The following is a 23,699-nucleotide window of genomic DNA, read 5'->3' as shown; positions in this document are numbered from 1 at the left end:
CCAGACTGGCGGCGTTGCCAACCGCTCCTGCACACCAGTCCTGGTTCTGTATTTTTGCATCAGGAGTCGGCGTGATCATTTCCAGGCAGTTACCGAGTTTTTGCCTTGCAGCCCTGTTTCTAAGCTTCAGCGGTGGCGCCCATGCCTTGGCGCAGCCCGAGCAGACCCGCGCCGAGATTCGCCGCACCAGTTTTGGTGTGCCGCACATCCATGCCGACGACGAGCGCGGCCTGGGCTACGGCATCGGCTACGCCTACGCCCAGGACAACCTGTGCCTGATGGCCAATGAGGTGCTGACGGTCAACGCCCAGCGCTCGCAATACTTCGGCGCCGAGGGCCAGACCCTGGAACAGCGCGACAACCTCAGCAGCGACCTGTTCTTCAGCTGGCTCAACACTCCCCAGACCGTGGCGGCCTTCTGGCAGGCCCAGACCCCGGCGATGCGCGAGCGCATGCAGGGTTACGTGGAGGGCTACAACCGCCAGCTGGCGGAGCGCCAGGCCCAGGGCCTGCCCGAGCAATGCCGGGGTGACTGGGTGCGGCCGCTGGCCACCTCGGACCTGGTGAAACTGACCCGACGCCTGTTGGTGGAAGGCGGTGCCGGGCAGTTCGCCGAGGCCCTGGCCGGGGCCACGCCACCTGGAGCCACGGCCCAGGCCGGGCTGCCGGCCGAGCACTGGCAACTGGCGGCGGCACGCCAGCAGCGTTTCGCCCTGGACCGTGGCAGCAACGCGGTGGCCATCGGTAGCGAGCGTTCGTTCAACGGCCGTGGGCTGCTGCTGGCCAACCCGCATTTCCCCTGGGTCGGCGGCATGCGCTTCTACCAGATGCACCTGACCATTCCCGGGCAACTGGATGTGATGGGCGCGGCCTTGCCCGGCCTGCCGCTGATCAATATCGGCTTCAACCAGCACCTGGCCTGGACCCACACCGTGGACGCCTCCAAGCACTTCACCCTGTACCGCTTGCAACTGGACCCCAAGGACCCGACCCGCTACCTGCTGGACGGCCGTTCGCTGCCCCTGGAGCGCCAGACCCTGACCGTGCAGAGCAAGGGCCCGGACGGCCAGTTGCAGCCGCGTACGCGCACGCTCTACAGCTCGGTCTTCGGCCCGATCGTGCAGTGGCCGGGGGAACTGGACTGGGATCATCAATATGCCTACAGCCTGCGCGACGCCAACCTGGACAACAGCCGGGTGCTGGCCCAGTGGTACGCGATGAACCAGGCCAGCAGCGTGGCCGGCCTGCAAGACAGCGTGCACCAGTTGCAGGGCATTCCCTGGGTCAACACCCTGGCGGTGGACGACCAGGGCCGGGCGCTGTACATGAACCAGTCGGTGGTGCCCAACGTCACCCAGGCCAAGCTGGCGCAGTGCAGTGATCCGCGGGCCGGCACCCGGGTCATCGTTCTGGATGGCTCGCGCAGTGCCTGCGCCTGGGATATCGACCCGGCAGCGGCGCAACCGGGGATCTTCGCCGCCAGCCAGTTGCCGCAACTGGCGCGCAACGACTACCTGCAGCATTCCAACGATTCGGCCTGGATGGTCAACCCGGCGGCGCCGCTGCAAGGCTTTTCGCCGGTGATCAGCGAGCAGGACGTGCCGCTGAAGATGCGCGCGCGCTTTGCTCTGGATCGCCTGAGCCGGATGCACAAGGCCCAGGTCAGTGACCTGCAACACCTGGTCACGGACGATCAGGTGTACCTGGCCGGCCAGGTGATGCCCGATCTGCTGCAGTTCTGTGAGCAGGACCTGGGGGCGGATGCCCAGCGCCTGGGACCGGTGTGCGCCAGCCTGAAAGTCTGGGACCGCAGCGCAGGGTTGCAGGCCGGCCTGGGCTTCGTGCACTTCCAGGGCATCATGCAGCCGCTGTTGCAGGACCCCAGCGTGTGGCGCGTGGCCTTTGACCCGAAAGATCCCCAGCACACCCCACGGGGCCTGGCCATTGGCCGGCCAGCGGTGGCCCGGGCACTGCGCGAGTCGATGCTGGCTTCGGCGCAGCAGGTCGCCGAGGCCGGGCTGGGGAGTGACGTTCGTTGGGGCGATATCCAGCAAGTCAGCCAGGGCGGCCAGCCGACCCCGGTGCCCGGCGGCCCTGAAAGCCTGGGGGTGTACAACGCCATCCAGAGCGTGCCGGCGGCCGATGGCAAGCGTGAAGTGGTCAGCGGTACCAGCTACCTGAACGTGGTCAGCTTCGACGAGCAGGGGCCGCGCGCCCTGGGGCTGCTGGCGTTCTCCCTGTCCAGCGACCCGGCCTCAGCGCATTTTCGCGACCAGACGGCTGCTTTCGCCCGCAACCAGTGGAGCGTGCTGCCCTTTACCGAAGCGCAGATCCGTGCCGATGGCCAGTATCAGTTGCAGGTGATCGAAGAGCCGCGCAAGGAGGCGGTACTGGCGCGCCAGTAACGATTGAGCGTGAGCATCAAGAGGAGGCCGCCCCGGCAACGGGGCGGCCTTCAGCTTTTTGGCGGGGACTGGGGCAGTGAGTTGATTACCGGGTTGCCATCGCGATTGCGCGTCAGGTAGACCGGCAGCACCTTGGGCAGCGAGGTCAGCAGGCTCTTGATTTCCCGGGTGTTGTAGATGCCGCCGACGCGGATCTTGCCGGTGTTGGCGTCGGCGACCTGCACCGGAGTGTCCAGGTAGCGGTTGATCAGCGGCAGGGCGTCGGTGAGGGCCAGGTTGTCCAGCACCAGCTTGCCTTCGCGCCAGGCCAGGGAGCTGTCGTTGCTGTAGGTCTGGCTGATCTGCGGCTGGTAGTCGCCGGCCTTGTAGCTGGCCTGCATGCCCGGCTCCAGGCGGAAACCTTCGCCGGGCAGGGCGGTGTTGCTGCTCACCAGGACCGAGCCCTGGAGCAGGGTGACCCGCACCTGGTCCTCGTACATCCACACATTGAACTGGGTGCCGGTGACCTTGACCTGGCCATTGGCGGCCTTGACCACGAACGGGTGGCTGGCGTCGTGGCTGACCTTGAAGAAGGCTTCGCCTTTTTTCAGGGTGACCCGGCGCTGGTCCTTGTAGTTGCTGTAGGTCAGGGTGCTGCCTAGGTTCAGTTGCACCTGGCTGCCATCGGCCAGGGTCACGCTGCGCAGGCTGTCGCCGGCTTCGAATCGCTGGTAGGAGGACGGCACCCAACCCAGTTCCCAGCCGCTGTAGGCGGCCAGGGGCAGGGCGCACAGGGCGATGGCCGCCGCCACGCCATACTGCTGCCAGGTGCGCCGGGGAACGAGCTTGACCGGTGCGGGGGCTGGTGCGGCAGTGAGGGTGGAAGGGGGCAGTTGATCGGCCACTTCCCAAATTTCCCGCATCGCCTCGTATTCGAAGGCGTGCAGGGGGTCGGCATCATGCCATTGCTGAAAGGCCAGACGCTCCGCGTCGCTGCAGTCGGGTTCATGCAGGCGCATGCACCATTGGGCTGCCGCTTGGGTGATGGCGTCGTATTCGGCTTCTGAGAGGATCTGTTCGCTCATTGACTCTTCCTGATTTCCCGCATTCTACCCTCCGCGGCAAGTCTTGGAGAACAACCGTCATGGCTAATGAGCATCAAAGTGAACTTATTTTCATCTGGCACGCCCTAAAACCAGGCTCTGTATCGAAAGTGAATACACAAGGAGATGGACCATGTTGAAGAAGACGCTTGCCGCATTGCTTGCCACCGCCAGCCTGCTGGGCGCTGGAGCGGCCCTGGCCGACCGTCCGGGGGCCGGTTGGATCACCATTGAAAAAGCCATTGAAACCGCAAAGACCAAAGCCGGCTACGTGGAGATCTACAAGATCGAAGCGGACAACGATGGCTATTGGGAAGGCGAAGGGCGCAAGTCCGATGGCAGTGTCTATGAGTTTCGCATCGACGGCGCCTCGGGCAATGTGCTGCGCGACCAGAAGGACTGAGCCAGGCTGATACAGCCCCCTGTGCCTTGCCACGGCAGCGCACAGGGGGCTTTTTCTTGCTCCAGGGGGATGGTTGTTCCGGCCATCCTGGCACCTTCCCTGCAAGGCGCCGGCAGTGGTTGACAGGGTTGGAGTGCGGCGTTGTTTAATCGCCAGGTTCACACGCTGTCGCCCCCTCCAATAATTACTCTGGAGCTTCAGATGTCTGCATCGTCCGTGGTTGTTGAAACACCGCCCCAATACCTTTCTTTACCGGCCCTGGTGCAGTTGCTGGAAACGATTTTCCAACGCCACGGCTGCCGCGCCGAAGTGGCCCGCTGCCTGGCCGAGAACTGTGCCGGCGCCGAGCGCGACGGAGCCCACAGCCATGGCGTGTTCCGCATTCCCGGTTATGTCTCGACCCTGGCCAGTGGCTGGGTCGACGGCCAGGCCGTGCCGGTGGTGGAGGATGTGGCGGCGGCCTTTGTCCGGGTCGACGCCGGCAACGGCTTTGCCCAGCCGGCCCTGGCTGCCGCCCGCGAGCTGCTGGTGAGCAAGGCCCGCAGCGCCGGTATCGCCGTGCTGGCTATCCGCAATTCGCACCACTTCGCCGCACTCTGGCCGGATGTCGAACCCTTCGCCGAGGAAGGATTGGTGGCCCTGAGCGTGGTCAACAGCATGACCTGCGTCGTGCCCCACGGCGCCGACAGGCCATTGTTCGGCACCAACCCGATCGCCTTCGCCGCACCCCAGGCCCAGGGCCAGCCGATCGTCTTCGATCTGGCCACCAGCGCCATTGCCCATGGCGACGTGCAGATCGCCGCGCGCAAGGGTGAGCGCCTGCCGCCGGGCATCGGTGTCGACAGCCTGGGCCAGCCGACCCAGGACCCCAGGGCGATTCTTGAAGGTGGCGCCTTGCTGCCGTTTGGCGGGCACAAGGGCTCGGCTCTGTCGATGATGGTGGAGCTGCTGGCGGCAGCCCTGACCGGGGGCAACTTCTCCTTCGAATTCGACTGGTCCGGCCACCCGGGGGCCAAGACGCCCTGGACCGGCCAGTTGCTGATCGTCATCGACCCAAGCAAGGCTGCCGGGCAGAGTTTTGCCGAGCGCAGCCAGGAGCTGGTGCGGCAGATGCATGCGGTGGGGCTCAAGCGCCTGCCGGGGGATCGCCGGCATCAGCAGCGCGAGCGTTCGCAGCACGCGGGCATCGCCATTCCCGCCGAGCAGCTGCAGCAATTGCGGGCGCTGGCCCAGGACTGAAGGCATGAAAAAGGCCAGGCCGCCATTGGCGTACCTGGCCTCAACGTTGCGCGGGGGCTTAGGAACGACGGCCCAGCAACAGGCCTACCACCAGGCCGAAACCGGCGGAGATGGCCACGGTCTGCCACGGGTGGCCACCGATGTACTGCTCGGTGGCATCCACCACCGGCTTGCTGCGCTCGCGCACATTGCTGACCGAATCCAGCGCCTGCTTGAGCTTGAGGCTGACTTGCTGGCGCAGGCTCTCACCTTCTTCGCCCACCAGGCTGGCGCTGCCCTTGAGCAGCTTTTCCGATTCTTCGATCAGCGCCTGCAGTTCGCTGAAGGCCTGGTCCTTGATTTGATCGTTTTCCGCTTGCGCGGCAGATTTACGAGCCATGAAGTTTTTTCCTTGGAAATATCGCCGCTGGTGCACAACACATCCGCCAGCGGCTACAGGTGAATGGGTAGCAAGCAATGGAGTCCGGCGCGGGGGCAAAAGTTGCAGTTGTTTTACGCCCCGTTGGCGACCCCGGGGTAAAACCCGTAGCCCCTACAGTGTAAGATGGCGCCTATTTTACGCAGCAGGAATTTCCCATGAGTTTCAATCTGGCTAACAAGACCCTGGCCGAGCGCGCCGCCATCGAGGACGAGAAGTCCCGTCTGTTCGACCTGTGGCAGAGCAACCTGGGCAAGGCCAAGGGCGAGGCCGCGCGGCTGTTCGGCGAGCGTGGCAAGCGCAAGGGCAAGTGGGCCGAGTGGGTCCGCGCCGAGCTCGACGGCATGTCGCCGCCGGAGTACTCGAACATGGTGCGCAGTGAAGTCAATCGCCTGATGGCGGCGAACAAGTAAGGGCAAAACTCTCGACAATCGCCTCGCGTACCTTCACCAGCAGCGGGTCGGTCTGCGGGCTGGTGCGCCAGCCCAGCTCGATCGGGTAGCGCGGCAGGGCCAGGGGGCAGGGCAGCAACTGCAGCCCGGTGAGTTCGGCGATGCGCCGGGCGGCATGGGCCGGAATGGTCGCCACCGCCTGGCTGCCCTTGAGCAGAAAGGGCAAGGCGGCAAAGTGCGTGGTCGAGGCGCACACCTGGCGGCTCAGCCCCAGGTTGGCCAAGCCTTCATCGGTAATCCCGATAAACCCCTGGGACGACACCAGCAGGTGTTCCCGTGCGACAAACTCCTCAAGACTGATCTGCTGTTGCCCGGGGGCCAGGCTGGCCGGGTCTGCCAGGCACAGGTAATGGCCTTCCCCCAGCACCTGGCGGCTGAGCAGGCGTTCGGCAAAGCCGCCGGCACTGATGGCCAGGTCGACGCTGCGCTGCAACAGCGCCTCGGCGACGATCTGGCTGTGGCTCTGGCGAAAGATCAGCCGCAGCTTCGGCGCCCGCCGGGCCACGGCCTCGATCATCTGCCGGCCATAGGCAATCTCGAAATCATCCGACAGCCCCAGCGTTACCGAACGGCCCTGATAGTCGGCGGTGTCGGGGGCGACCATGGCCAGGCTCTGGCGGCATTTGTTCAAGGCTTCGCTGACCACGGGCTTCAACTGATTGGCCTTGAGGGTCGGCGCCAGCCCGCGCCCGGTACGCACGAACAGCGGGTCGCCATACAGCTCGCGCAGCCGGCGCAGGGCAGCGCTCATGGCTGACTGGGTCACCCCCAGGCGCAAGGCGGCGCGGCTGGCGCTGGACTCGTCATGCAGCGCCTCGAAAGCCTTGAGCAGGTTGAGGTCGACACTGGCGATATTCATCTGGTTCATATCATTAAGCACTGGAGTGGGGTTTATCGATGATCAGGGGCCGCAGCAGAATGGGCAACACCTGATTGCTCAAGGAGTCATCCCATGCCCAAGTCCGTTGTCGCTGCCCTGCAGATCGGGGCCTTGCCTGAAGGCAAGGCCGCCACCCTGGAACAGATCCTCTCGTACGAGGCCGCCATCATCGAAGCCGGCGCGCAGTTGGTGGTGATGCCCGAAGCGCTGCTGGGGGGCTACCCCAAGGGCGAAGGCTTCGGCACCCAGCTGGGCTATCGCCTGCCTGAGGGCCGCGAAGCCTTTGCCCGCTACTTCGCCAATGCCATCGAGGTGCCTGGGGTGGAAACCGATGCCCTGGCCGCGCTGTCCGCCCGTACCGGCGCCAACCTGGTGCTGGGTGTCATCGAGCGCAGTGGCAGCACCCTGTACTGCACTGCGCTGTATTTCGACCCGCAGCAGGGGCTTTCGGGCAAGCACCGCAAACTGATGCCCACTGGGACCGAACGCTTGATCTGGGGCAAGGGCGACGGCTCGACCCTGCCGGTACTGGACACCCAGGTCGGCCGGGTGGGCGCGGTGATCTGCTGGGAAAACATGATGCCGCTGCTGCGTACCGCGATGTACGCCCAGGGCATCGAAGTCTGGTGTGCGCCCACGGTGGACGAGCGGGAAATGTGGCAGGTGAGCATGCGCCATATCGCTCACGAGGGGCGCTGCTTCGTGGTCAGCGCCTGTCAGGTGCAGGCCTCGCCCGAAGAACTGGGGCTGGAGATTGCCAACTGGCCGGCCCAACGGCCGTTGATTGCCGGCGGCAGCGTGATCGTCGGGCCCACGGGGGACGTACTGGCCGGCCCCCTGGTGGGCCGGGCCGGGCTGATCAGCGCGCAGATCGATACCGCCGACCTGGTGCGGGCGCGCTATGACTACGACGTGGTCGGCCACTACGCTCGCCCGGATGTGTTCGAACTGACGGTGGACCAGCGCCCCCGTCCCGGGGTGCGCTTTACCTGAGCCGGCGCCATTGCTCGCGGGTGATTTCCCAGATGTCCACGGGGAATCGCCCACTGACGAACTCACCGTCCTCGGAGCGGATCAGGCGCATGCCCGCGCGTTCGGAAATCCGCCGCGAGCCCTGGTTCGGCGCGGCCTTGGGCACCCGCATCAAGGGCCGTTGCAGTACCTCGAACCAATAGTGGTCCACCACCTTGCAGGCCTCGCTCATGTAGCCCTGGCCCTGCCACGGCGGGGCCAGCCAGAAGCCGCGGTTGTTGTCGGCTTCGTCCATCAGGCTGATGCTGCCGATCATCTGCCCGGGGTTGCTGCGCAGGCGCAGCGTCCAGTGCCATTGCGTACCCAGGGCCATCGCCGGCAGCGCCATGTCCCGCAGGAAGCTCAGGGCGCCGTCGGCCGGGTAGGGCCAGGGCACCAGGGCGTTGAGGTAGCGCACCACCTCCCACTGGGGGAATAGCTGCTGGATGGCGTCGGCGTCCGCCAGTTCCAGGGGGCGCAGCAGCAAGCGTTCGGTGCACAGCGCGGGCGTGGGGTGTGAGTCCATTGGCAAGCGATCCAAGGTGGCAAGAAGGCGTTGCATAGTCCCTGCAATGTCATCGATCACGCAAGCCGTGATGGATTTGACGCGGCCCGGGCGCTGCCGTTGAATAGCCCCCTGGTTCAGCCCCGCGACTCCTGGAAACCCTCTGTGCTTAGAAACGTCACCGACATGGACCTGCGCCTGCTGCGGATTTTCTCCGTAGTGGTCAAGTGCGGCGGTTTCACCGCGGCCCAGGCCGAACTGAACATGAGCCAGTCCAATATCAGCATGCACATCTCCAGCCTGGAAAAACGCCTCGGCTATCGGCTGTGCGAGCGCGGCAAGGGCGGCTTTCGCCTGACCGAGAAGGGCCAGCGGATCCTGGCGGCGGCCCAGGCGCTGTTCGGCGCGGTGGAGGCGTTCAAGAGCGAAGCCCAGGAGTTGTCCGGGCGTTTGGTGGGGGATCTGTACCTGGGGCTGGCGGACAACATCGCCACCTTGCCCGCGGCACGCATCGACGCGGCCATCGCGCGCTTCTATCGCCGCGAGCACGACCTGCACCTGCATGTGTTCATCAATTCGCCCACCGAGCTTGAGCGGGCGGTGATCGACGGCCAGTTGGACCTGGCCATTTCCTATTTCAGCCGCAGCCTGCCGACCCTCGACTATCAGCCACTGTACGCCGAGGAAATCGCCCTGTTCTGCGGCGCCTCGCACCCGCTGTTCCCTGTCCTGGAGCCAGAGCTTGCGCACATCAAGGCCTGTGACTGGATCAAGCACGGTTTCCTGCCCGCCAACCAGGTGCTGCCGGTAACGCCCCAGCGCGCCTCGGCCACCGCCTACCACATGGAGGCGGTGGTCCACGGGGTACTGGCGGGCACCCACCTGGGCTACCTGCCCAGCCACTATGCCCAGCCCTGGGTCGCGGCCGGGCAGATGCGCGTGCTGCACCCCGAGACGCTGCGCTACGAGGTGCAGCACAGCATGATCACCCACGCCGGGCATGCCCGTGGCGAAGCGCTGAAGGCCTTTATCGCCGACCTGCTGGCAGAGCATGGCGGCTGATCCCGCGCTTCAGCCCAGGCAGCGGGTCAGGTGCTTGATCGACTGATAGGCAGCCAGCCCCCAGGGGCCCAGTTCCCGCCCGATGCCGCTGCCCTTGGTGCCGCCCCAGGAGGTTTCGACGAACACCGCCTGTAGTGAATTGATCCACACGTGGCCCACGTCCAGAGCGGCGGCGACCCGTTCGGCGCGCGGCAGATCGGCGCTGATCACAGTGGCCACCAGGCCGAATGCGCTGTCGTTGGCCAGGGCCAGGGCCTGTGCTTCGTCACTGAAACGGCGCATGCACAGCACCGGGCCGAAGATCTCCTCTTGCCACAACCTGCTGCTGGTGGGCACATCGGTGTACACCGTGGGCGCCACGAACCAGCCCGGCCCGGGCAGGGCATGGCCGCCCACCAGGCATTCCAGGCCCTCGTTCCTGGCCTGTTCCAGGTAGGTGCACACCGTACGCCACTGGGCCTGGCAACTCAGGGGGCCCATGTCCACTTCCTGCTCCAGGGGGTTGCCGACCCGCAGGGCCAGCAGGGCACTGCGCAACCGCTGCAGCAAAGCATCGGCAATCGACTCGTGGACCAGCAGCCGCGAGGTGGCCGAGCACATCTGCCCGGCGTTCCAGCAAAAGCCGCCGATGATCCAGTGCACTGCCTGGTCCAGGTCGGCGTCGGCGAACACCAGGATCGGCGACTTGCCCCCCAGCTCCAGCGTCAGTGGCCGGCAGAAGGCGGCGGAGCTGGCCATCACTCGCTGACCGGTGGCAGTGCTGCCGGTGAACGACAGCTTGTCCAGCCCCGGATGCTGGCTCAGGGCTGCGCCGGTTTCTCCGGCGCCGGCCACCAGGTTCAACACGCCCGCCGGCAAGCCCAGGGCGTCGGCGATTTCGCCGTAGACCTGTTCGATCAGAGGCGTCACTTCCGAGGGCTTGAGCACCAACGTGCAGCCCGCGGCCAGGGCCGGGGCCAGCTTCCAGGCACTGGTGACCAGGGGGAAGTTCCAGGGCACGATCAGCCCCACAACGCCCAGGGCCTCGAACCTGCAGTGGGCACTGAAGCCCGGAGCCTGCAAGGGCACCGGTTGATCCTGGCGGGCGTCCAGCTGGGCAGCGAGGCCGGCGTAGTAGTCGAAGGTGGCGATGGCGTCGTCCAGGTCCAGTTCGGCTTCGTGCCGCGGCTTGCCGTTATTGCGCATCTGCAGGGCGATCAGCCCTTCGCGGCGTTGCTGCAGGTGCCGGGCGAAGCCTTGCAGGTACTCGGCACGCCGGGCGCCGCTGAGGCTACGCCACCCGGGCAGGGCCCGGCGCGCGGCCTGCACCGCCAGGTTCACCTGATGGGCGGTGGCCGCCGGTACCTGGGCCATGATTTGGCCCAGGGACGGGTCATGCACCGGCATCGGCGCACCGTCGCCATCGACCCAGTGGCCGTCGATAAACAGGGCCGGTTTCATGGGCGGGCTCCTGGCAGGACGCCGTGCACGGCGTTGCGGAAGATCTGGCTGTAGTCGGCGGCGCTCAGCGGTCGGGCATTGGTGTCGGAGGACGAAATATCCGCCAGGGCCTGGGCCCCGACCCACTCGGCTTCATGGCTGTCCAGGCCGATATCCGCCAGGCAGTGGGGGATGCCCAGCTCGGCGCGCAGGGCCAGGATCCAGTCCAGGAACCCCTGGAAATCCCCCCGGGGCAAGTCCAGGTAACGGGCCAGGCGCCCGATCTCCTCGGCAATCACCGGCTGGTTGGCCACCAGCACATAGGGCAGGAGGACGGCATTGAGCAGGCCGTGGTGACGGTGATAGCGGGCGCCCAGCGGGTGGGCCAGGGCGTGGACGCCACCCAGGCCCTTCTGGAAGGCCACCGCAGCCATCGCCGAGGCCACCAGCATGCCTTCCCGGGCGTCCAGGTCCTGGCCGTGGCTCACTGCCCGGCGCAGGTGCTGCTGCACCAGGCGCATGCCTTCCACGGCAATCGCGCTGGACATCGGGTGGTACAGGGGCGAGCAGAACGCCTCTATATGGTGGGTCAGGGCATCCATGCCGGTGGCGGCGGTCAGCGCGGGCGGCAGGCCGCGGGTCAGCAGCGGGTCGAGGATCACGCAGGCGGGCAGCAGTTCGGGGTGGCTGATGACCCGCTTGACCTGCTGCTGGCTGTCGGTCAGTACCGCTTCGCGGCCCAGTTCGGAGCCGGTGCCGGCAGTGGTGGGCAGGGCGATCAGGGGCGGCAGGCCCAGGCGCGGAAAGTCACTGAGGCTCGGGTAATGCTCGATCACCCGGGACCACTCGAAACGCTGCAGCCCTTGCGGGTCCACGGCGGCCAGGGCGATGCCCTTGGCGGCATCCATGGCGCTGCCGCCGCCCAGGGCGATCAGCGAGTCGTGGCCGCCGGCCCTGAAGGCTTGGACGCCGCGCTGCACATCGTCCAGGCTCGGGTTGCTGGCCAGTTCGGCAAATACCGCAAAGCCCTGGCGGCTCTGCTCCAGGTGTGCGGTCAACAGGCCAAAGGGTTCCAGTTCGAGCATGCCCGGGTCGGTGACCAGCAAGGGCCTGGCCATGCCCAGCAGGGCGCAGCGCTGGGCCAGGCCGTGCAGGGCCTCGGCGCCGCAGAAGATCTCGGTGGGGTAGTTCCAGTAGTGGATGGACGGGGGCATCGATGGTCTCCAGAAACATCAGGCGTGAAGCGGCCGGCGCAGCAGGCGCCGGGCCAGTAGCGGGGAGGGAATGCGCTGTCGCTGACAGCGCATGAGGATTCAGCCGCGGTCGGATGCGCTGCTGTCGCGGCGCAGGTAGGGCTTGGCCAGGACCATGTAGATCAGGCCCAGCACGGCCAGGGTCGAGAACACCAGCACCACTGCCCAGACCTGGAACCAGGGCGCTCCGGGCGGCGCCAGGGATTCCCGCGGCCAGGCCACGTTGACGCTCTCGAACAGCAGCCAGACAAAGGCCGCGAGGTTCACCGGCAGGCCCCAGCGGCCGAGGTTGAAGACCCCGGCGTCGGGCCGCCAGCGGCCACGCAGGCGATGGACCAGGGCGCAACCGATCACGATCAGGAACACCATGAAGAAGCCCCCGCTGCCGAAGGCGATCAGGGTGCCCACGGCCGTGGCGTTCAGGCCCAGGGCCAGGCCGAAACTGGCGAACAGGGTGCAAACGAGCATGGCGGCGAAGGGTACCTTGCGCCCATCCACCCGGCGCAGGAACGCCGAGGCGGGCAGGATCGAGTCCCGGGCCATGCCGAATACCGCGCGGCCGATATAGGTCTGTACCGAGACCACGCAGGCAATGAACGCCACCAGCACCACGCCGACGAAGGGCCGCTCGGCCCAGGCGCCAAAGGCATCCACCACCGCCGGGGTGACCGGGTCCACCACCTGGCCGGCCACCAGGCCCGCGGTGTCGGTGAACGACAGGGTCACGGCAAAGGCGGTGAGCATCACCGTCAGCCCCACCAGCAGCATCGAGCGCAGGATGGCCCGCGGCGTGGAGGTGCGGGCATCGGCGGTTTCCTCGGACACCTGGGAGCAGGCATCGAAGCCGAGAAAGGCCCAGCCGCCCACTGCCATGGCGGTGACGAAGCCACTCAGGTAGGTGCCATCGCCGCTGACGCTGTTGCCCAGGCCTTCCAGCAGCAGCGACCAGGAGTGGTTGCGAAAGAACAGCAGCAACAGCACGCCGATGCCGATGGAGGCGATGGCTTCGGCGATGATCCCGGCGTTGACGAAGTACTTCAGCGGGTTGATCCCCAACAGGTTGACCCCCAGCCCCAACGCCAGCAGCACGGCGCCGCTGGCCACCTGGGCATTGGCCGAAGGCGGCGTGCCGGTGACGAACAGCCACAGCCAGAACCCGCCCAGGTAGGCCACGGTGGTCAGGGAAGCCAGGGCCGAGGCCAGGTACATGAAGCCGGTGAACCAGGCCCAGCGGTCTCCAGCCAGGCGCTTGACCCATTGATAGCAACCGCCGGCCAGGGGGTACTGCGAGGCGAGTTCGGCATAGACCAGCGCCACCAGCATCTGCAAGGCCAGGCACAGGGGCACGATCCAGACCCAGGACGGGCCGGTGCTCATGGCGCCCAGGGCCATCACCGAATAGATCCCCACCACTGGCGAGACCGTGGCAAAGCCCACGGAGAACGACGACCACAGGGACAGGCCGCGGTGCAGCTCCTGGCGATAGCCCTGGTGGTGCAGCAAGTGTTCATCGGTGCCCGGAGCGGGCAGGAAGTCAGTCATGGCGCACCTCGTTCAAGGGGCGGGCGCCACGATGCAGGCCGACGCAAGGGCGGCGTGATGGGGTAGTTGACATAGCGGTTCCTGGAGTCGGCAGATCAGATTGTTATTGGGATGGCCTTTAGCTGTTGTTTTTGGCGTACCGACATTGCCTGGCCTGCAGCAGCAGGCCAGGACGAGCTTACGGCGGGCAAACATCAAGATGAATACATGGATTGGTAAGCTGGCATCTGCATTTGCTGATGTTTTGCAGGGGCCGGCGACTGCCCGGCCAGCGCCAGGCATCGAGGGGATATCAGCGGGAAGCGTGGTGCTTGCCCAGCTCCAGCCGTTCACCGAGAAAGTCGACGAACACCCGCAGCTTGGGCAGCAGGTGACGGCTGCTGGGCCAGAGGATGGAGAACTTGCCGCGCTCTTGCTGGTAGTCGTCCAGCACCGCGACCAGGCTGCCATCGGCCAGGGCCCCGCAGACCACGAACTCGGGCACGTAGGCGATGCCCAGGCCCTGGGTGGCGGCGTGGATCAGCGATTCCAGGTTGTTGCTGGTCAGGGCACTGCCCAGCACCAGCGGCGGGGCTCCGTCGGGCAGGCGCAGGCTCCATTGCTGCAGCAAGCTGCCGCCGGGGAACTTGTAGCGCAGGCAGGCGTGCTGCTCCAGGTCCCGGGGCGTGCGCGGGGTGCCGCGCCGGGCGAAGTAGCCGGGGGCGCCGACCAGCACGAAGCCGAAGGGCCCCAGGTTCCTGGACTTGAATTGCGAGTCCGGCAGCTCGCCACTGCGGATCACCGCGTCCACGCCTTCGGCGATCACGTCGATCAGCCGGTCGTTGAAGTCCAGGTCCAGCTCGATGTCCGGGTAGCGCGCGGAAAACTCCGGGAGGATCGGCAGCAGCATCCGATAGCCGATGGCCGGCAGGCTGACCCGCAGCCGGCCCCGGGGCTTGTCGCTGATCCGCGCCAGTTCGGCCTCGGCCTCCTGGACTTCGGCGACGATGCGCTGGCCGCGCTCATAGAACAGCGCGCCTTCATCGGTCAGGCTGATGCGCCGGGTGCTGCGGTTCAGCAGGCGCACGCCAAGGCGCTGCTCCAGGCGCGCCAGGGCCTTGCCCACCGCGGAGGCAGACAGCCCCAGGCGCTCGCCGGCGCCCACCAGGCTGCCGCTCTGGACCACGCTGACAAACACCTGCAAGCCGTTTAGGTTGTCCATCGTTCACCTCGATTGCAGCGTTTTTGTCCGTAAAGAGCGGAAGAGTGCCCTGTTTTTCAGTGATTGCGGCATACCTACCATGGATTTTTCTTAGCCCACCCCTGGTTGCCAGGGCTTGAGAGGTCCGTGTGAATCCCGAACTCGAATTACCCCTGGGGCAGGCCGCCCAAAGTCGCCGGCAGTCCGCCCATGGCGTGCTGGCCGCGGTGTGCCTGGCGGCCCTGATGCTGCCCCTGACCTTTGTCGGGGTAGCGGTGGCGACCCCGGCCATCGGCCATGAACTGGGGGGCAGCCCGCTGGCCCTGAGCTGGACCACCAATGCCTTCATGCTGACTTTTGGCAGCGTGCTGATGGCCGCCGGCACCCTGGCCGACGAATTTGGCCGCAAGCGCCTGTTCAGCCTTGGCGTGGCGCTGTTCGGCCTGAGCTCCCTGGCCCTGGTGTTCGTACCGTCGCTGCTGTGGCTGAACCTCCTGCGCGGGGTCCAGGGGCTGGCCGGTGCCGCCGCCCTGGCCGGTGGTTCGGCGGCCCTGGCCCAGGCCTTCGACGGCCCGGCGCGAACCCGTGCCTTCAGCCTGCTGGGCACCACCTTTGGTGTCGGCCTGGCGTTTGGTCCGATCCTCGCCGGGATCCTGGTGGAACAGGCCGGCTGGCGCGGGATCTTTGTCTCCGGGGCGCTGATCGGCGGCCTGTCCCTGGCCTTTGGCGTGCCGCGCATGCAAGAGTCCCGCGACCCCGACGCCCAGGGCGTGGACTGGCCGGGCACCCTGAGTTTCACCCTGGCGCTGGTGCTGCTGACCTGGGGCATCCTGCAGGCCCCGCAAAACGGCTGGAGCAACCCTTGGGTTCTGCTGTTGCTGGCGGGGGCGCTGCTGGCGCTGTGGCTGTTCATCGTCGTCGAGCGGCGTGCAGCGCGGCCGATGCTGGATCTGTCGCTGTTTCGCTATCCGCGTTTTGTCGGGGTGCAGGTGCTGCCCATCGCCACCTGCTATTGCTACGTGGTGCTGCTGATCCTGTTGCCGATCCGCTTTATCGGCGTCGAAGGCTACAGCGCCATCGATGCCGGGCTGCTGATGCTTGCCCTGTCGGCGCCGATGCTGGTGGTGCCGTTCGCTGCGGGCTGGCTCAGCCGCTGGTGCAGCGCCGGCAACCTGTCGAGCCTGGGCCTGTTGCTGGCTGCCGCCGGGCTGTGGTGGCTGAGCCGGATCGCTGCGGGCCAGGCGCCGGCTGATCGGATCTGGCCGCTGCTGCTGATCGGCCTCGGCAGCGGGCTGCCCTGGGGGCTGATGGACGGCTTGTCGGTGAGTGTGGTGCCCAAGGAGCGCGCGGGCATGGCCAGCGGCATCTTCAGCACCACCCGGGTGGCCGGCGAGGGCATTGCCCTGGCCCTGGTGGTGGCGCTGCTGGCGGGGCTGCTGCAGCACGCCCTGGCGGATCAGGCGCTGCCCGCCGAGACGTTGATGGGGGCTGCCCGGCAACTGGCCGGGGGTGACCTGCCCGGTACTCTGGCGGCCTTGCCGGCGCTGGGCCGGGAGGGGTTGCTGGCCCTGTACGGGCAGGCTTTCAGCCAGTTGTTGCAGGTGCTGACCCTGATGACCCTGCTAGCGGCGCTGGTGGTCTGGGTGACGCTGCGCCAGCCGCGCCAGCCAGGGCCGCCAGCGGCTTGATCAGCGGAACTCGAAGAATTCGTAGTGCAGGTTGCCTTGGGGAATCCGGCACTCGCTCATCAGTTCCCGGACCTGGCCCAGCAAGCCCTTGGGCCCGCAGAAGCTGACCTGGATCTGCTGCGGATCGGTTTCGGCCGCGGTGCGCTTGAGGGTCTGGGCCAGGGGCTCGGTGCCGCCGCAGTTGGCCACGAAGTTCACTCCCCGGGCCTGGGCCATGCCCTGCAGGGTGTCGACACTGGGGAAGGCCCGGGACGGGTTGTAGCAGTACACCAGGGTGGCCTTGTCGAACTGCCCGGCAGCTTCATCCTGCAGCCAGGAAATAAATGGCGAGATGCCCACGCCACCGCCGATCCAGATTTCCCGGGCAGCCGCCTGCGGCCGCTTGAAACGCCCATAGGGCGCGTAGATGTCCGCACGCATGCCGACCTTGACCTGGCGGCGCAGGCGTTGGGTGTAGTCCCCCAGGGCGCGGATCACGAATTCGATGCGCCCGTCATGGGCCTGGGCGCTGGCGATGGTGAACGGATGGGGTTCGCGCAGGCCTTTTTCCTGCATCGAGAGGAAGGCGAACTGCCCGGCCTTGAAAGGAAAGCCCCGGCCCTGGGGAATCAGCTCCAGGTGCAGGGAGTTCTTCTCCACCCGGACCGCCGTCACCTGGTATTCGCCGGCCTTGGCCACCAGGGGGTAGAGCAGCAGCTTGTACAGGGCGCCGAGCACGCCGAGGACGCAGAGCAGAGCCAGCCAGATACCCGAGGGCGAATCCAGGGTGATGGGCGATTTGAAGCTCAGCCAGTGCAGGATGACGATCAGGAACAGCGGGCCGGAGAGCTTGTGCCACCAGCGCCACTGGCTGTAGGGAATGTTGCGGTTCAGTGCCAGCAGCACGATCAGGCCCAGGGCCACGTAGCTCAGCTGGCGGACCAGGCGCGTCCAGTATTTGGACAGTTCGAGGATCGGCACGCTGTTCCATTCATCCAGGTTGGCCTTGAACACCAGGTGGTAGCTGGCGAATGCCAGGGCCCAGATGCCCAGCCATTTGTGCGCCTCGTAGACCCGGTCAAGGCCGCCGAACAGCCGTTCGACCCAGCCCCAGCGGCTTGCCAGCAGGCAGGACATCGCCATGTAGGCCAGGGCTGCGGTGCCCAGGATCATGCTCAGGGTGGCCGAGGTCAGCCAGGTGGCGGAAGGGATCTCCAGCAGCAGGGTGACCGTGGTGATCAGCAGGATGCCGACAAGTGTGTGCCAGGTTTTCAAAGTGCATGACTCCGGTGAGGAAATGCCGTCATGGCGCAGCAAAGGGCGCGATGCATAAAGTGGATATGACAGGTTCAAAGCCAAAGGCTGGGTGGAATGTTAACGCTTTGGCGAGTATTCGTGGTGATCTGGGTCATCGGCCTGGCGCCGATAAAGTGTTGAAAATGATCGACTATCACTCGCATTCCGATTCCCCGGCCACCGCTTGCGCAGGCGCTGGCAGGCGGCCAAGGGCCCCTGAACCGGGCAGTGCTCTTGCGGGCGCCTTCGCTGGCAAGCCAGCTCCTACAGGGTTGTGGGAAAGGTCAACGCGCTTGTAGGAGCCGGCTTGCCGGCGAAAGTCCCCCTGAGCCGGGCGTCAGCCTCTTAACCGCCTTCGTTGGCAAGCCAGCTCCTACAGGATTGTGGGAAAGGTCAACGCAGTTGTAGGAGCCGGCTTGCCGGCGAAAGGGCCTCCAAGCCGGATGCCAGCCTCGTAAACGCCTTCTACAGGTGTTGCTTGCGGCGGGTGGCGGCTTCGCGGACGGCGGGGATGATCCAGCGCCCATAGTCGATGGTGTCGTAATAAGGGTCGTAGCCACGGTTGAGGAAGGTGGTCACGCCCAGGTCGACGTAGTCCAGCAGGGCCTGGGCCACGGTCTCCGGCGTGCCCACCAGGGCCGTGGTGTCGCCGTAGGCGCCAACGGCGCTGGCGGTGGGCATCCACAGGGCGCGGTCATGGCGGTCGCCGCGGGCTGCGGCCGCCAGTAGGCGTTCGGAGCCGGTGCCCTTGAGGCGCTTCTGCCAGGGGCTGCCGGCGGCGAACTGCGGGTTGGCGCGGATCTGCGCCAGGATCTGTTCGGCCCGTTGCCAGGCCAATTTCTCGGTGGCCCCCAGGATCAGTCGCACCGAGAGGCTGACCCGGGGCGCGGCCACCCCCGCGGCGCTGGCCGCGGCCTTGAGTTTGCCGATCTGTTCGGCTACCCCCTCCAGGGGCTCGCCCCACAGGGCGTAGAGATCGGCGTGCTTGACCGCGATCTGGTAGGCGATGTCCGAGGAGCCGCCAAAAGAGATGGGGATGTGCGGCTGCTGCAGCGGCTTGACCGGGGAAAACGCGCCCTTGAGGTTGAAGTAGCGGCCTTCGAAGTCGAAGGGTTCTTCGGCGGTCCAGGTGCGGCGCACGATCTCCAGGTACTCGTCGGTGCGTCGATAGCGCTCGGTCTTGTCCAGCAGGGTGTCGCCTTCCTGGGGCTCGGCAGTGATGCCGGTAATGGCATGCAGGCGGATGCGCCCTCCGCCGGTGGTGTGGTCCAGGGTGGCGAAGGCCCGGGCCGCCACGGTGGGGGCGCTGAGGGCCGGGCGGTGGGCAATCATGAAGCCCAGGCGCTCGGTGTGGGCCGCGGCGTAGGCGGCAATCTGCAGGCTGTCGGCGCTGCCCGGGCCGCTGGCGATCAGCACTCGGTCAAAGCCCGCGTGTTCGTGGGCGCGCGCGTGCTCGCGGATGAATGCCAGGTCGAAGTCCGGGCTGCGCACGCCGCGGGTTTCGGACCATTGGCGGGGAAAGATCATGCCGACGAATTCAATGCTCATGGGGAGTGTCCTGAGGTCGCAGAAGAAGGAAAGTGCCTAGAAGCGGTAGTCCACCTGGGCCAGCACGGTGCGTCCGGGCATGGGCTGCAGGAAGGTATTGGTGGAGCCGGCCAGGCCGCTGACGAAGTTCAGTTCGTTGGTCAGGTTGAGCACCCGCAGGGTGGTGCTCCACTGGGGCTGGCGGTAGTACAGGGCCAGGTCGAGGTTGTATTCGTCGGGGACCTTCACCGTCTTGCTCAGGTTCAGGTACCAGCTGCTGGTCCACCAGCCGGAGAGCTCGGCGCCAAAGCCCGAGTCGAAGCGGTAGTCGAGGTAGCCGCTGGCGGTGTACTCGGGGATCTGCACCGCGTCGAAGCGCCCGGAGGGCCGCTGGTTGAGGCTGTTGTTGTCGCCGAACACGGTGCCGTTGTCGGGGATGAACCCGGCGGAGGCGAAGCCGGCCTGGGAGGTGAATTCGTTGTAGGCGCTGAGCCGGGACAGGTTGAGGCCGCTGCGCAGGTGCGGGTCTGGCTGGTAGCGCAGGGTCGCCTCGGTGCCCTTGATGATCAGCCGGGCGATGTTGTTGTTGCTGTCCGGGGACTGGTCCCGGGCCTGCTTGAAGGTGGCCAGGGTCATGAACAGCTGGTCGGGGATGGCTTCGACCTTCAGCCCCAGTTCATGCAGCACGCTCAGGCTCTGGAACGCCAGGGGGTTGAGCTGGTTGGCGCCACTGCCGCTGCCCCAGCCCAGGCCGTTGGAGAAGAACCCGGTGTTGACCGCCAGGGAGCGGTCGAAGGTGTAGTACAGCGTGCTGTTCTCGCTGGGTTTGACGTAGGGGCTGACCTGGAACGCGAACAGCCGGTAATTGTGGCTGTCGCGCCGGTCGCTGCCACCTGCAAGGACGAAGGGGTTGTCGATCCGGGCGTCGATCCAGCTGCGGCTGGCACCGATGTTCAGGCCCACCCGCTCGCCCAGGCGCAGGTTGTGCTGGCTGAACAGGGTCTTGGTGGTCCAGGTGCTTTCGGCGGTGTAGGGCGCCAGGGGTTCGGCGTACAGGCCGTGGCCGGCGGGGTACATGGCCGCCAGGTTGAGCCAGCCGTAGTAGTTGGAGTATTGCGGCACCCCGGGTTGGCCGATCCAGGCGCCGTTGCCGCCGGCCGGGTTGCTGCCGGTGAGCCCCAGCAGGTCGCCGGGGTTCTTGCCCGAAGGGTCCAGGGTCAGGTCGTAGGCGTTGATGGTGGAGCCGAAATGATTGTTGGCGGCGATCGACTGGTTGAACTCGCGGCGGTAGATCAGCCCGCTGTTGCTGTCGTCCCGCAGGGCCAGGCCGCCGATCCGGGTTTCATTGCCCGAGCGCAGCTCGAAGCGGTTGTCCAGCAGGTTGTCCCGGGATTGCACCTGGAACGCCCCGACCGCGTCGGTGAGGTCCCGGGAGCGCTGGTAGAAGGTGCTGTTGGCCAGGGTCACGCTGGGGGACAGGTCGCCCTCGATGCGCAGTTGGGTGGTGAAGCGCCGTGAACTGCTCTGGTCTTCGCCGCGCTGGCCGGCCTGTGGCGACAGGGAGGTCAAGCCGTTGCCCGCCAGGCTCGGGTCATAGACCCAGCCGCGCAGGGTGCCGGGGCTGGCCTGGGTGTTGGGCGAGGCCGCCTGGAAGCTGCCATCCACGACGCTGTACTGGCCCTGGGCGTTGCGCTGGCGCTGCACCCAGCCCAGGGTCGGGGCATTGGCGGCACCGGAGGCCAGCACCGGCGACCACAGGCTGTTGCCGTTCTGGATAATCGGCGTGGCGCGGCCGGCATAGTACTTGCCGCTGTCCACCAGTTGCTGGGTGGCGCGGTTCCAGCCGTGGGTGATGTTGTAGTCGTAGTAGTTGTCGTAGCTGGCGTTCCAGTCCACTCGCAGGTTGTCGTTGCGCCAGGCCAGGGCCCCGTAGAAGGCATCGAAATTGTTGTCGACGTTGTCGTAGTAGTCCTGCTGGCGCTGCTGGGTGATGCTCACCCGGTAGGCCAGCTGGTCGCTCAGGGGGCCGGTGTTGTCGATGCTGAACTTGCGCGAGTCCCGGGACTGGCCGTCCGGCACCCAGGCACCGAGCTCGCCGCTCAGACGGGTCTTGAATTCGCTGAAGTTGGGTTTCTTGCTCAGGTAGTTGACGTAGCCGCCGCTGCCGGACACCGAACCGTAGGTCACCGAAGAAGGCCCGGCGACGATGTCCGCGCCCTCGTAGGCGTTGAAGTTGGCCGGATGGCGCACGCCATAGGCGCGCTGGCCGTCCTGGAACACTTCCGAGCCCTGGGCGCGGAACTGCGGGGCGATACCGGCGTTCTGCCCGCCACCGCGGGTGATGCCCGGGGCGTACTTGACCAGGTCGTCGGCGCTGCGGATCGGGTCGTTGGCCAGTTGTTCGGCGTTGACCTGGGTGACCGAGCGCGGGGTGTCCAGGACCTTGGTTTCGGTGCCGCCATACACCGAGGTCGGTGGCCGGGTGGGCAGGGCATCGTCATCGGCCTGGCTGCTGGCCTGGACGGTGACGGTTTGCAACTGGGTATCGGCGGCGAAGAGCGGCGGCGCCGGGGAAGAAAACACCACTACGGCCAGGGCCGGGCCGAATGCGGGGCGAGCGAAGGCGTTGGAGGGCATGGCACATGAGCCTCATATTGAATCGCATGAATGTTCTGTAGGAGCCGGCTTGCCGGCGAAGAGGGCCTGGAGGCTCGCGGTGCTCTTGCGGGCGCTTTCGCTGGCAAGCCAGCTCCTACGGTCGGGCGGTGGGTCAGGCGCTGTTGTTGAGCCACAACCTTTCGAAACGCCAGGTGCTGAACAGCGACTGTTCTTCCCGGGCGCCGCCCACACGGGTGGAGACGCTGTCCAGCAGGTCGGCGTAGCCCCAGATCAGCATGCCGCCCCGTTCGTACTGGATCTGCTGGGCCTGGTGCACCAGGGCCGTGCGTCGTTGCAGGTCGGGTTGGGCCATGGCCGCGAGAAACACCTCGCTGAACTGTGGGTCGTTGAAGTGGGTCTTGTTGGACACGGCAAAGGGCGCGTCGGTGTGGATCGCGCTGGCCAGGAACGGCGCGCCGATGCTGCCGCCGGTGCTCAGGGTCCAGTCGTTGCGTTGCGGGCCCTGGAAGGTCGCCAGGTCCACCTGGCGGACTTTGAGGGTCACGCCAATGCGCTTGGCCTGTTCCGCCAGCACCAGGGCCGAGGTCAGGGCCGGCCCCGGGGTGGTCACCAGCTCCAGCTCGAGGTTTTCCTGGCCGGCCTCCTTGAGCAGTTGCGCCGCACGCTGCGGGTCGTGGGGGCGGGGCCCCAGGCTGTGGTTGAAGGTCGGGTCGCTGGGGGCATAGAGGTCGTTGGCCACCCGGCCCTGGCCGTTCAGGGCGCGGCGCACCAGCTCCTCGCGATCCGCCAGCAGGCGGAAGGCCTGGCGCACCCTGGGGTCGTTGAACGGCGGCTTGTCCAGGTTCATGTCGAAGGACAGCCAGTTGCCGGTCACCGATTTCAACAGCCGCACCCGCGGGTCGCGCTGCAGGACTTGCAACTGCTCGGTGGGCATCACGTTGGCCATGTCGATCTGCCCGGAACGCAGGGCCGCCAGGCGCGCCACCTGATCCTTGAAGTCGATGATCTCCAGTTCGTCGGCGTAGGGCTGGCCGTCCTTGTAGTAGTTGTCGAAGCGGGTGAACAGCGAGCGCTGGCCGGGGGTGAAGCTTTTCAGCTTGTAGGGGCCGGCACCCACCGGGTTGGTCACCGGGTGATAGTCCACCGGGACGATGCCGCCGAAGTTGACCCAGGTTTCCGCCAGCGGCATGTAGCTGCGGCCCTCGCGAAAGCTCAGGCGCACGGTGCGCTCGTCGAGCTTTTGCAGGTTGTCGCGATCGACCCAGTGCAGCAGCGCCGCGTAGGGTGAGGCCAGTTGCGGGTCGGTGAGGCGGCGGATGGAGAAGATCAGGTCATCGGCGTCGATGCTTTTGCCGTGGTGGAATTCCAGGCCCTGGCGCAGGCGCAGGGTCCAGCTGCTGGCATCGGCATTGGGTTCGGCGAACTCGGCCAGGGCCAGGCGCGGTTGCATCTGCTCGTCCCATTCCCAGAGTTTGCTGTACAGCGCAAAGCCTCGGACGATGCCGCTGCCGATGGGCTTGTGGGCATCCAGGTTGCCGCTCTGGTTGCCGTCGAGAATGCCCAGGCGCAGGCGCCCACCGTAGCGTGGTTGATCGCTGGCGAGCGTGCCCGGGGCGCTGGCATTGTCCGCGTCGCAACCGGCCAGCAGGCCGCTGCCCAGCAGCAGGCCACCGCCGAACAGCGCGCTGTGGCTCAGAAAGCGGCGGCGACTGAAACCCGAGTAATCCTGGCTCATGACA

General features: G+C 66.6%; 19 protein-coding genes. 7 read left to right on the top strand and 12 right to left on the bottom strand.

The window, feature by feature from the left end:
• The first annotated feature begins 71 nt into the window (after positions 1 to 71).
• Positions 72 to 2,405, top strand: a complete 2,334-nt coding sequence (locus ABCR88_RS16685) for an acylase (RefSeq protein WP_350402741.1) — start codon at positions 72 to 74, stop codon at positions 2,403 to 2,405.
• Positions 2,406 to 2,455: 50 nt separating this feature from the next.
• Here ABCR88_RS16685 and ABCR88_RS16680 read toward each other — a convergent pair whose 3' ends face one another.
• A complete protein-coding gene (locus ABCR88_RS16680; protein WP_011061192.1) occupies positions 2,456 to 3,469 on the bottom strand; it encodes a FecR family protein in 1,014 nt (337 codons plus the stop codon).
• 151 nt (positions 3,470 to 3,620) lie between these two features.
• Between ABCR88_RS16680 and ABCR88_RS16675 the strand changes: the two genes are divergently transcribed.
• Together ABCR88_RS16675 and ABCR88_RS16670 are read left to right on the top strand one after the other, a co-directional pair.
• Complete coding sequence (locus ABCR88_RS16675; protein ID WP_011061193.1) at positions 3,621 to 3,890, top strand: PepSY domain-containing protein; 270 nt, start codon at positions 3,621 to 3,623, stop codon at positions 3,888 to 3,890.
• A gap of 201 nt (positions 3,891 to 4,091) precedes the next feature.
• Positions 4,092 to 5,129, top strand: coding sequence for an Ldh family oxidoreductase (locus tag ABCR88_RS16670; protein ID WP_011061194.1), 1,038 nt, complete (start codon positions 4,092 to 4,094; stop codon positions 5,127 to 5,129).
• A gap of 58 nt (positions 5,130 to 5,187) precedes the next feature.
• Here ABCR88_RS16670 and ABCR88_RS16665 read toward each other — a convergent pair whose 3' ends face one another.
• Complete coding sequence (locus tag ABCR88_RS16665) at positions 5,188 to 5,508, bottom strand: DUF883 family protein (RefSeq protein WP_011061195.1); 321 nt, start codon at positions 5,506 to 5,508, stop codon at positions 5,188 to 5,190.
• Positions 5,509 to 5,705: 197 nt separating this feature from the next.
• Between ABCR88_RS16665 and ABCR88_RS16660 the strand changes: the two genes are divergently transcribed.
• On the top strand, positions 5,706 to 5,960 hold the full coding sequence (locus ABCR88_RS16660) for a hypothetical protein (protein ID WP_011061196.1): 255 nt from the start codon (positions 5,706 to 5,708) through the stop codon (positions 5,958 to 5,960).
• On the opposite strand, the gene ABCR88_RS16655 is transcribed toward ABCR88_RS16660, so the two are convergent.
• Positions 5,932 to 6,867, bottom strand: coding sequence for a LysR family transcriptional regulator (locus tag ABCR88_RS16655; protein ID WP_015635541.1), 936 nt, complete (start codon positions 6,865 to 6,867; stop codon positions 5,932 to 5,934). The two genes, ABCR88_RS16660 and ABCR88_RS16655, sit on opposite strands and share 29 nt — an antisense overlap.
• An 84-nt stretch (positions 6,868 to 6,951) precedes the next feature.
• Between ABCR88_RS16655 and ABCR88_RS16650 the strand changes: the two genes are divergently transcribed.
• Positions 6,952 to 7,872 (top strand): carbon-nitrogen hydrolase family protein, encoded by a 921-nt coding sequence (locus tag ABCR88_RS16650; protein WP_350402736.1) that lies wholly within the window; start codon positions 6,952 to 6,954, stop codon positions 7,870 to 7,872.
• On the opposite strand, the gene ABCR88_RS16645 is transcribed toward ABCR88_RS16650, so the two are convergent.
• On the bottom strand, positions 7,865 to 8,416 hold the full coding sequence (locus ABCR88_RS16645; RefSeq protein WP_350402734.1) for a GNAT family N-acetyltransferase: 552 nt from the start codon (positions 8,414 to 8,416) through the stop codon (positions 7,865 to 7,867). The two genes, ABCR88_RS16650 and ABCR88_RS16645, sit on opposite strands and share 8 nt — an antisense overlap.
• A 144-nt stretch (positions 8,417 to 8,560) precedes the next feature.
• On the opposite strand from ABCR88_RS16645, the gene ABCR88_RS16640 reads away from it, so the two are divergent.
• Positions 8,561 to 9,457, top strand: coding sequence for a LysR family transcriptional regulator (locus ABCR88_RS16640; RefSeq protein WP_019093986.1), 897 nt, complete (start codon positions 8,561 to 8,563; stop codon positions 9,455 to 9,457).
• Positions 9,458 to 9,466: 9 nt separating this feature from the next.
• On the opposite strand, the gene ABCR88_RS16635 is transcribed toward ABCR88_RS16640, so the two are convergent.
• The 4 genes from ABCR88_RS16635 to ABCR88_RS16620 all read right to left on the bottom strand — a co-directional run bounded on the left by ABCR88_RS16635 (position 9,467) and on the right by ABCR88_RS16620 (position 14,872).
• Complete coding sequence (locus ABCR88_RS16635; protein ID WP_350402732.1) at positions 9,467 to 10,897, bottom strand: aldehyde dehydrogenase family protein; 1,431 nt, start codon at positions 10,895 to 10,897, stop codon at positions 9,467 to 9,469.
• The gene (locus ABCR88_RS16630; protein WP_053151554.1) at positions 10,894 to 12,090 is read right to left on the bottom strand and encodes an iron-containing alcohol dehydrogenase; all 1,197 of its coding nucleotides are present in this window, start codon (positions 12,088 to 12,090) and stop codon (positions 10,894 to 10,896) included. The genes ABCR88_RS16635 and ABCR88_RS16630 overlap by 4 nt, the downstream gene beginning before the upstream one ends.
• A gap of 99 nt (positions 12,091 to 12,189) precedes the next feature.
• Entirely contained in the window at positions 12,190 to 13,671 is a 1,482-nt protein-coding gene (locus tag ABCR88_RS16625; RefSeq protein WP_041118111.1) for an APC family permease, read from the bottom strand.
• Between the two features lie 292 nt (positions 13,672 to 13,963).
• Positions 13,964 to 14,872 (bottom strand): LysR family transcriptional regulator, encoded by a 909-nt coding sequence (locus ABCR88_RS16620; protein WP_350402729.1) that lies wholly within the window; start codon positions 14,870 to 14,872, stop codon positions 13,964 to 13,966.
• Positions 14,873 to 15,000: 128 nt separating this feature from the next.
• Here ABCR88_RS16620 and ABCR88_RS16615 point away from each other — a divergent pair, with 128 nt between their 5' ends.
• Complete coding sequence (locus ABCR88_RS16615) at positions 15,001 to 16,539, top strand: MFS transporter (RefSeq protein WP_350402727.1); 1,539 nt, start codon at positions 15,001 to 15,003, stop codon at positions 16,537 to 16,539.
• Here ABCR88_RS16615 and ABCR88_RS16610 read toward each other — a convergent pair whose 3' ends face one another.
• The 4 genes from ABCR88_RS16610 to ABCR88_RS16595 form a co-directional block, all read right to left on the bottom strand.
• Positions 16,540 to 17,793 (bottom strand): ferredoxin reductase family protein, encoded by a 1,254-nt coding sequence (locus ABCR88_RS16610; RefSeq protein WP_015635548.1) that lies wholly within the window; start codon positions 17,791 to 17,793, stop codon positions 16,540 to 16,542. It lies immediately after the preceding gene.
• A 486-nt stretch (positions 17,794 to 18,279) separates the two neighbouring features.
• The gene (locus tag ABCR88_RS16605; RefSeq protein WP_325984614.1) at positions 18,280 to 19,362 is read right to left on the bottom strand and encodes an LLM class flavin-dependent oxidoreductase; all 1,083 of its coding nucleotides are present in this window, start codon (positions 19,360 to 19,362) and stop codon (positions 18,280 to 18,282) included.
• 36 nt (positions 19,363 to 19,398) lie between these two features.
• On the bottom strand, positions 19,399 to 21,978 hold the full coding sequence (locus ABCR88_RS16600) for a TonB-dependent receptor plug domain-containing protein (protein ID WP_325984615.1): 2,580 nt from the start codon (positions 21,976 to 21,978) through the stop codon (positions 19,399 to 19,401).
• Positions 21,979 to 22,111: 133 nt separating this feature from the next.
• Complete coding sequence (locus tag ABCR88_RS16595; RefSeq protein WP_041118121.1) at positions 22,112 to 23,695, bottom strand: ABC transporter substrate-binding protein; 1,584 nt, start codon at positions 23,693 to 23,695, stop codon at positions 22,112 to 22,114.
• Positions 23,696 to 23,699: the final 4 nt, after the last annotated feature.

It is taken from the genome of Pseudomonas sp. W17 (genome assembly GCF_040268305.1).
GTDB lineage: Bacteria > Pseudomonadota > Gammaproteobacteria > Pseudomonadales > Pseudomonadaceae > Aquipseudomonas > Aquipseudomonas protegens.
Note: the sequence above shows the minus strand (reverse complement) of the source record. Positions and strands in the feature narration are given on the sequence as shown.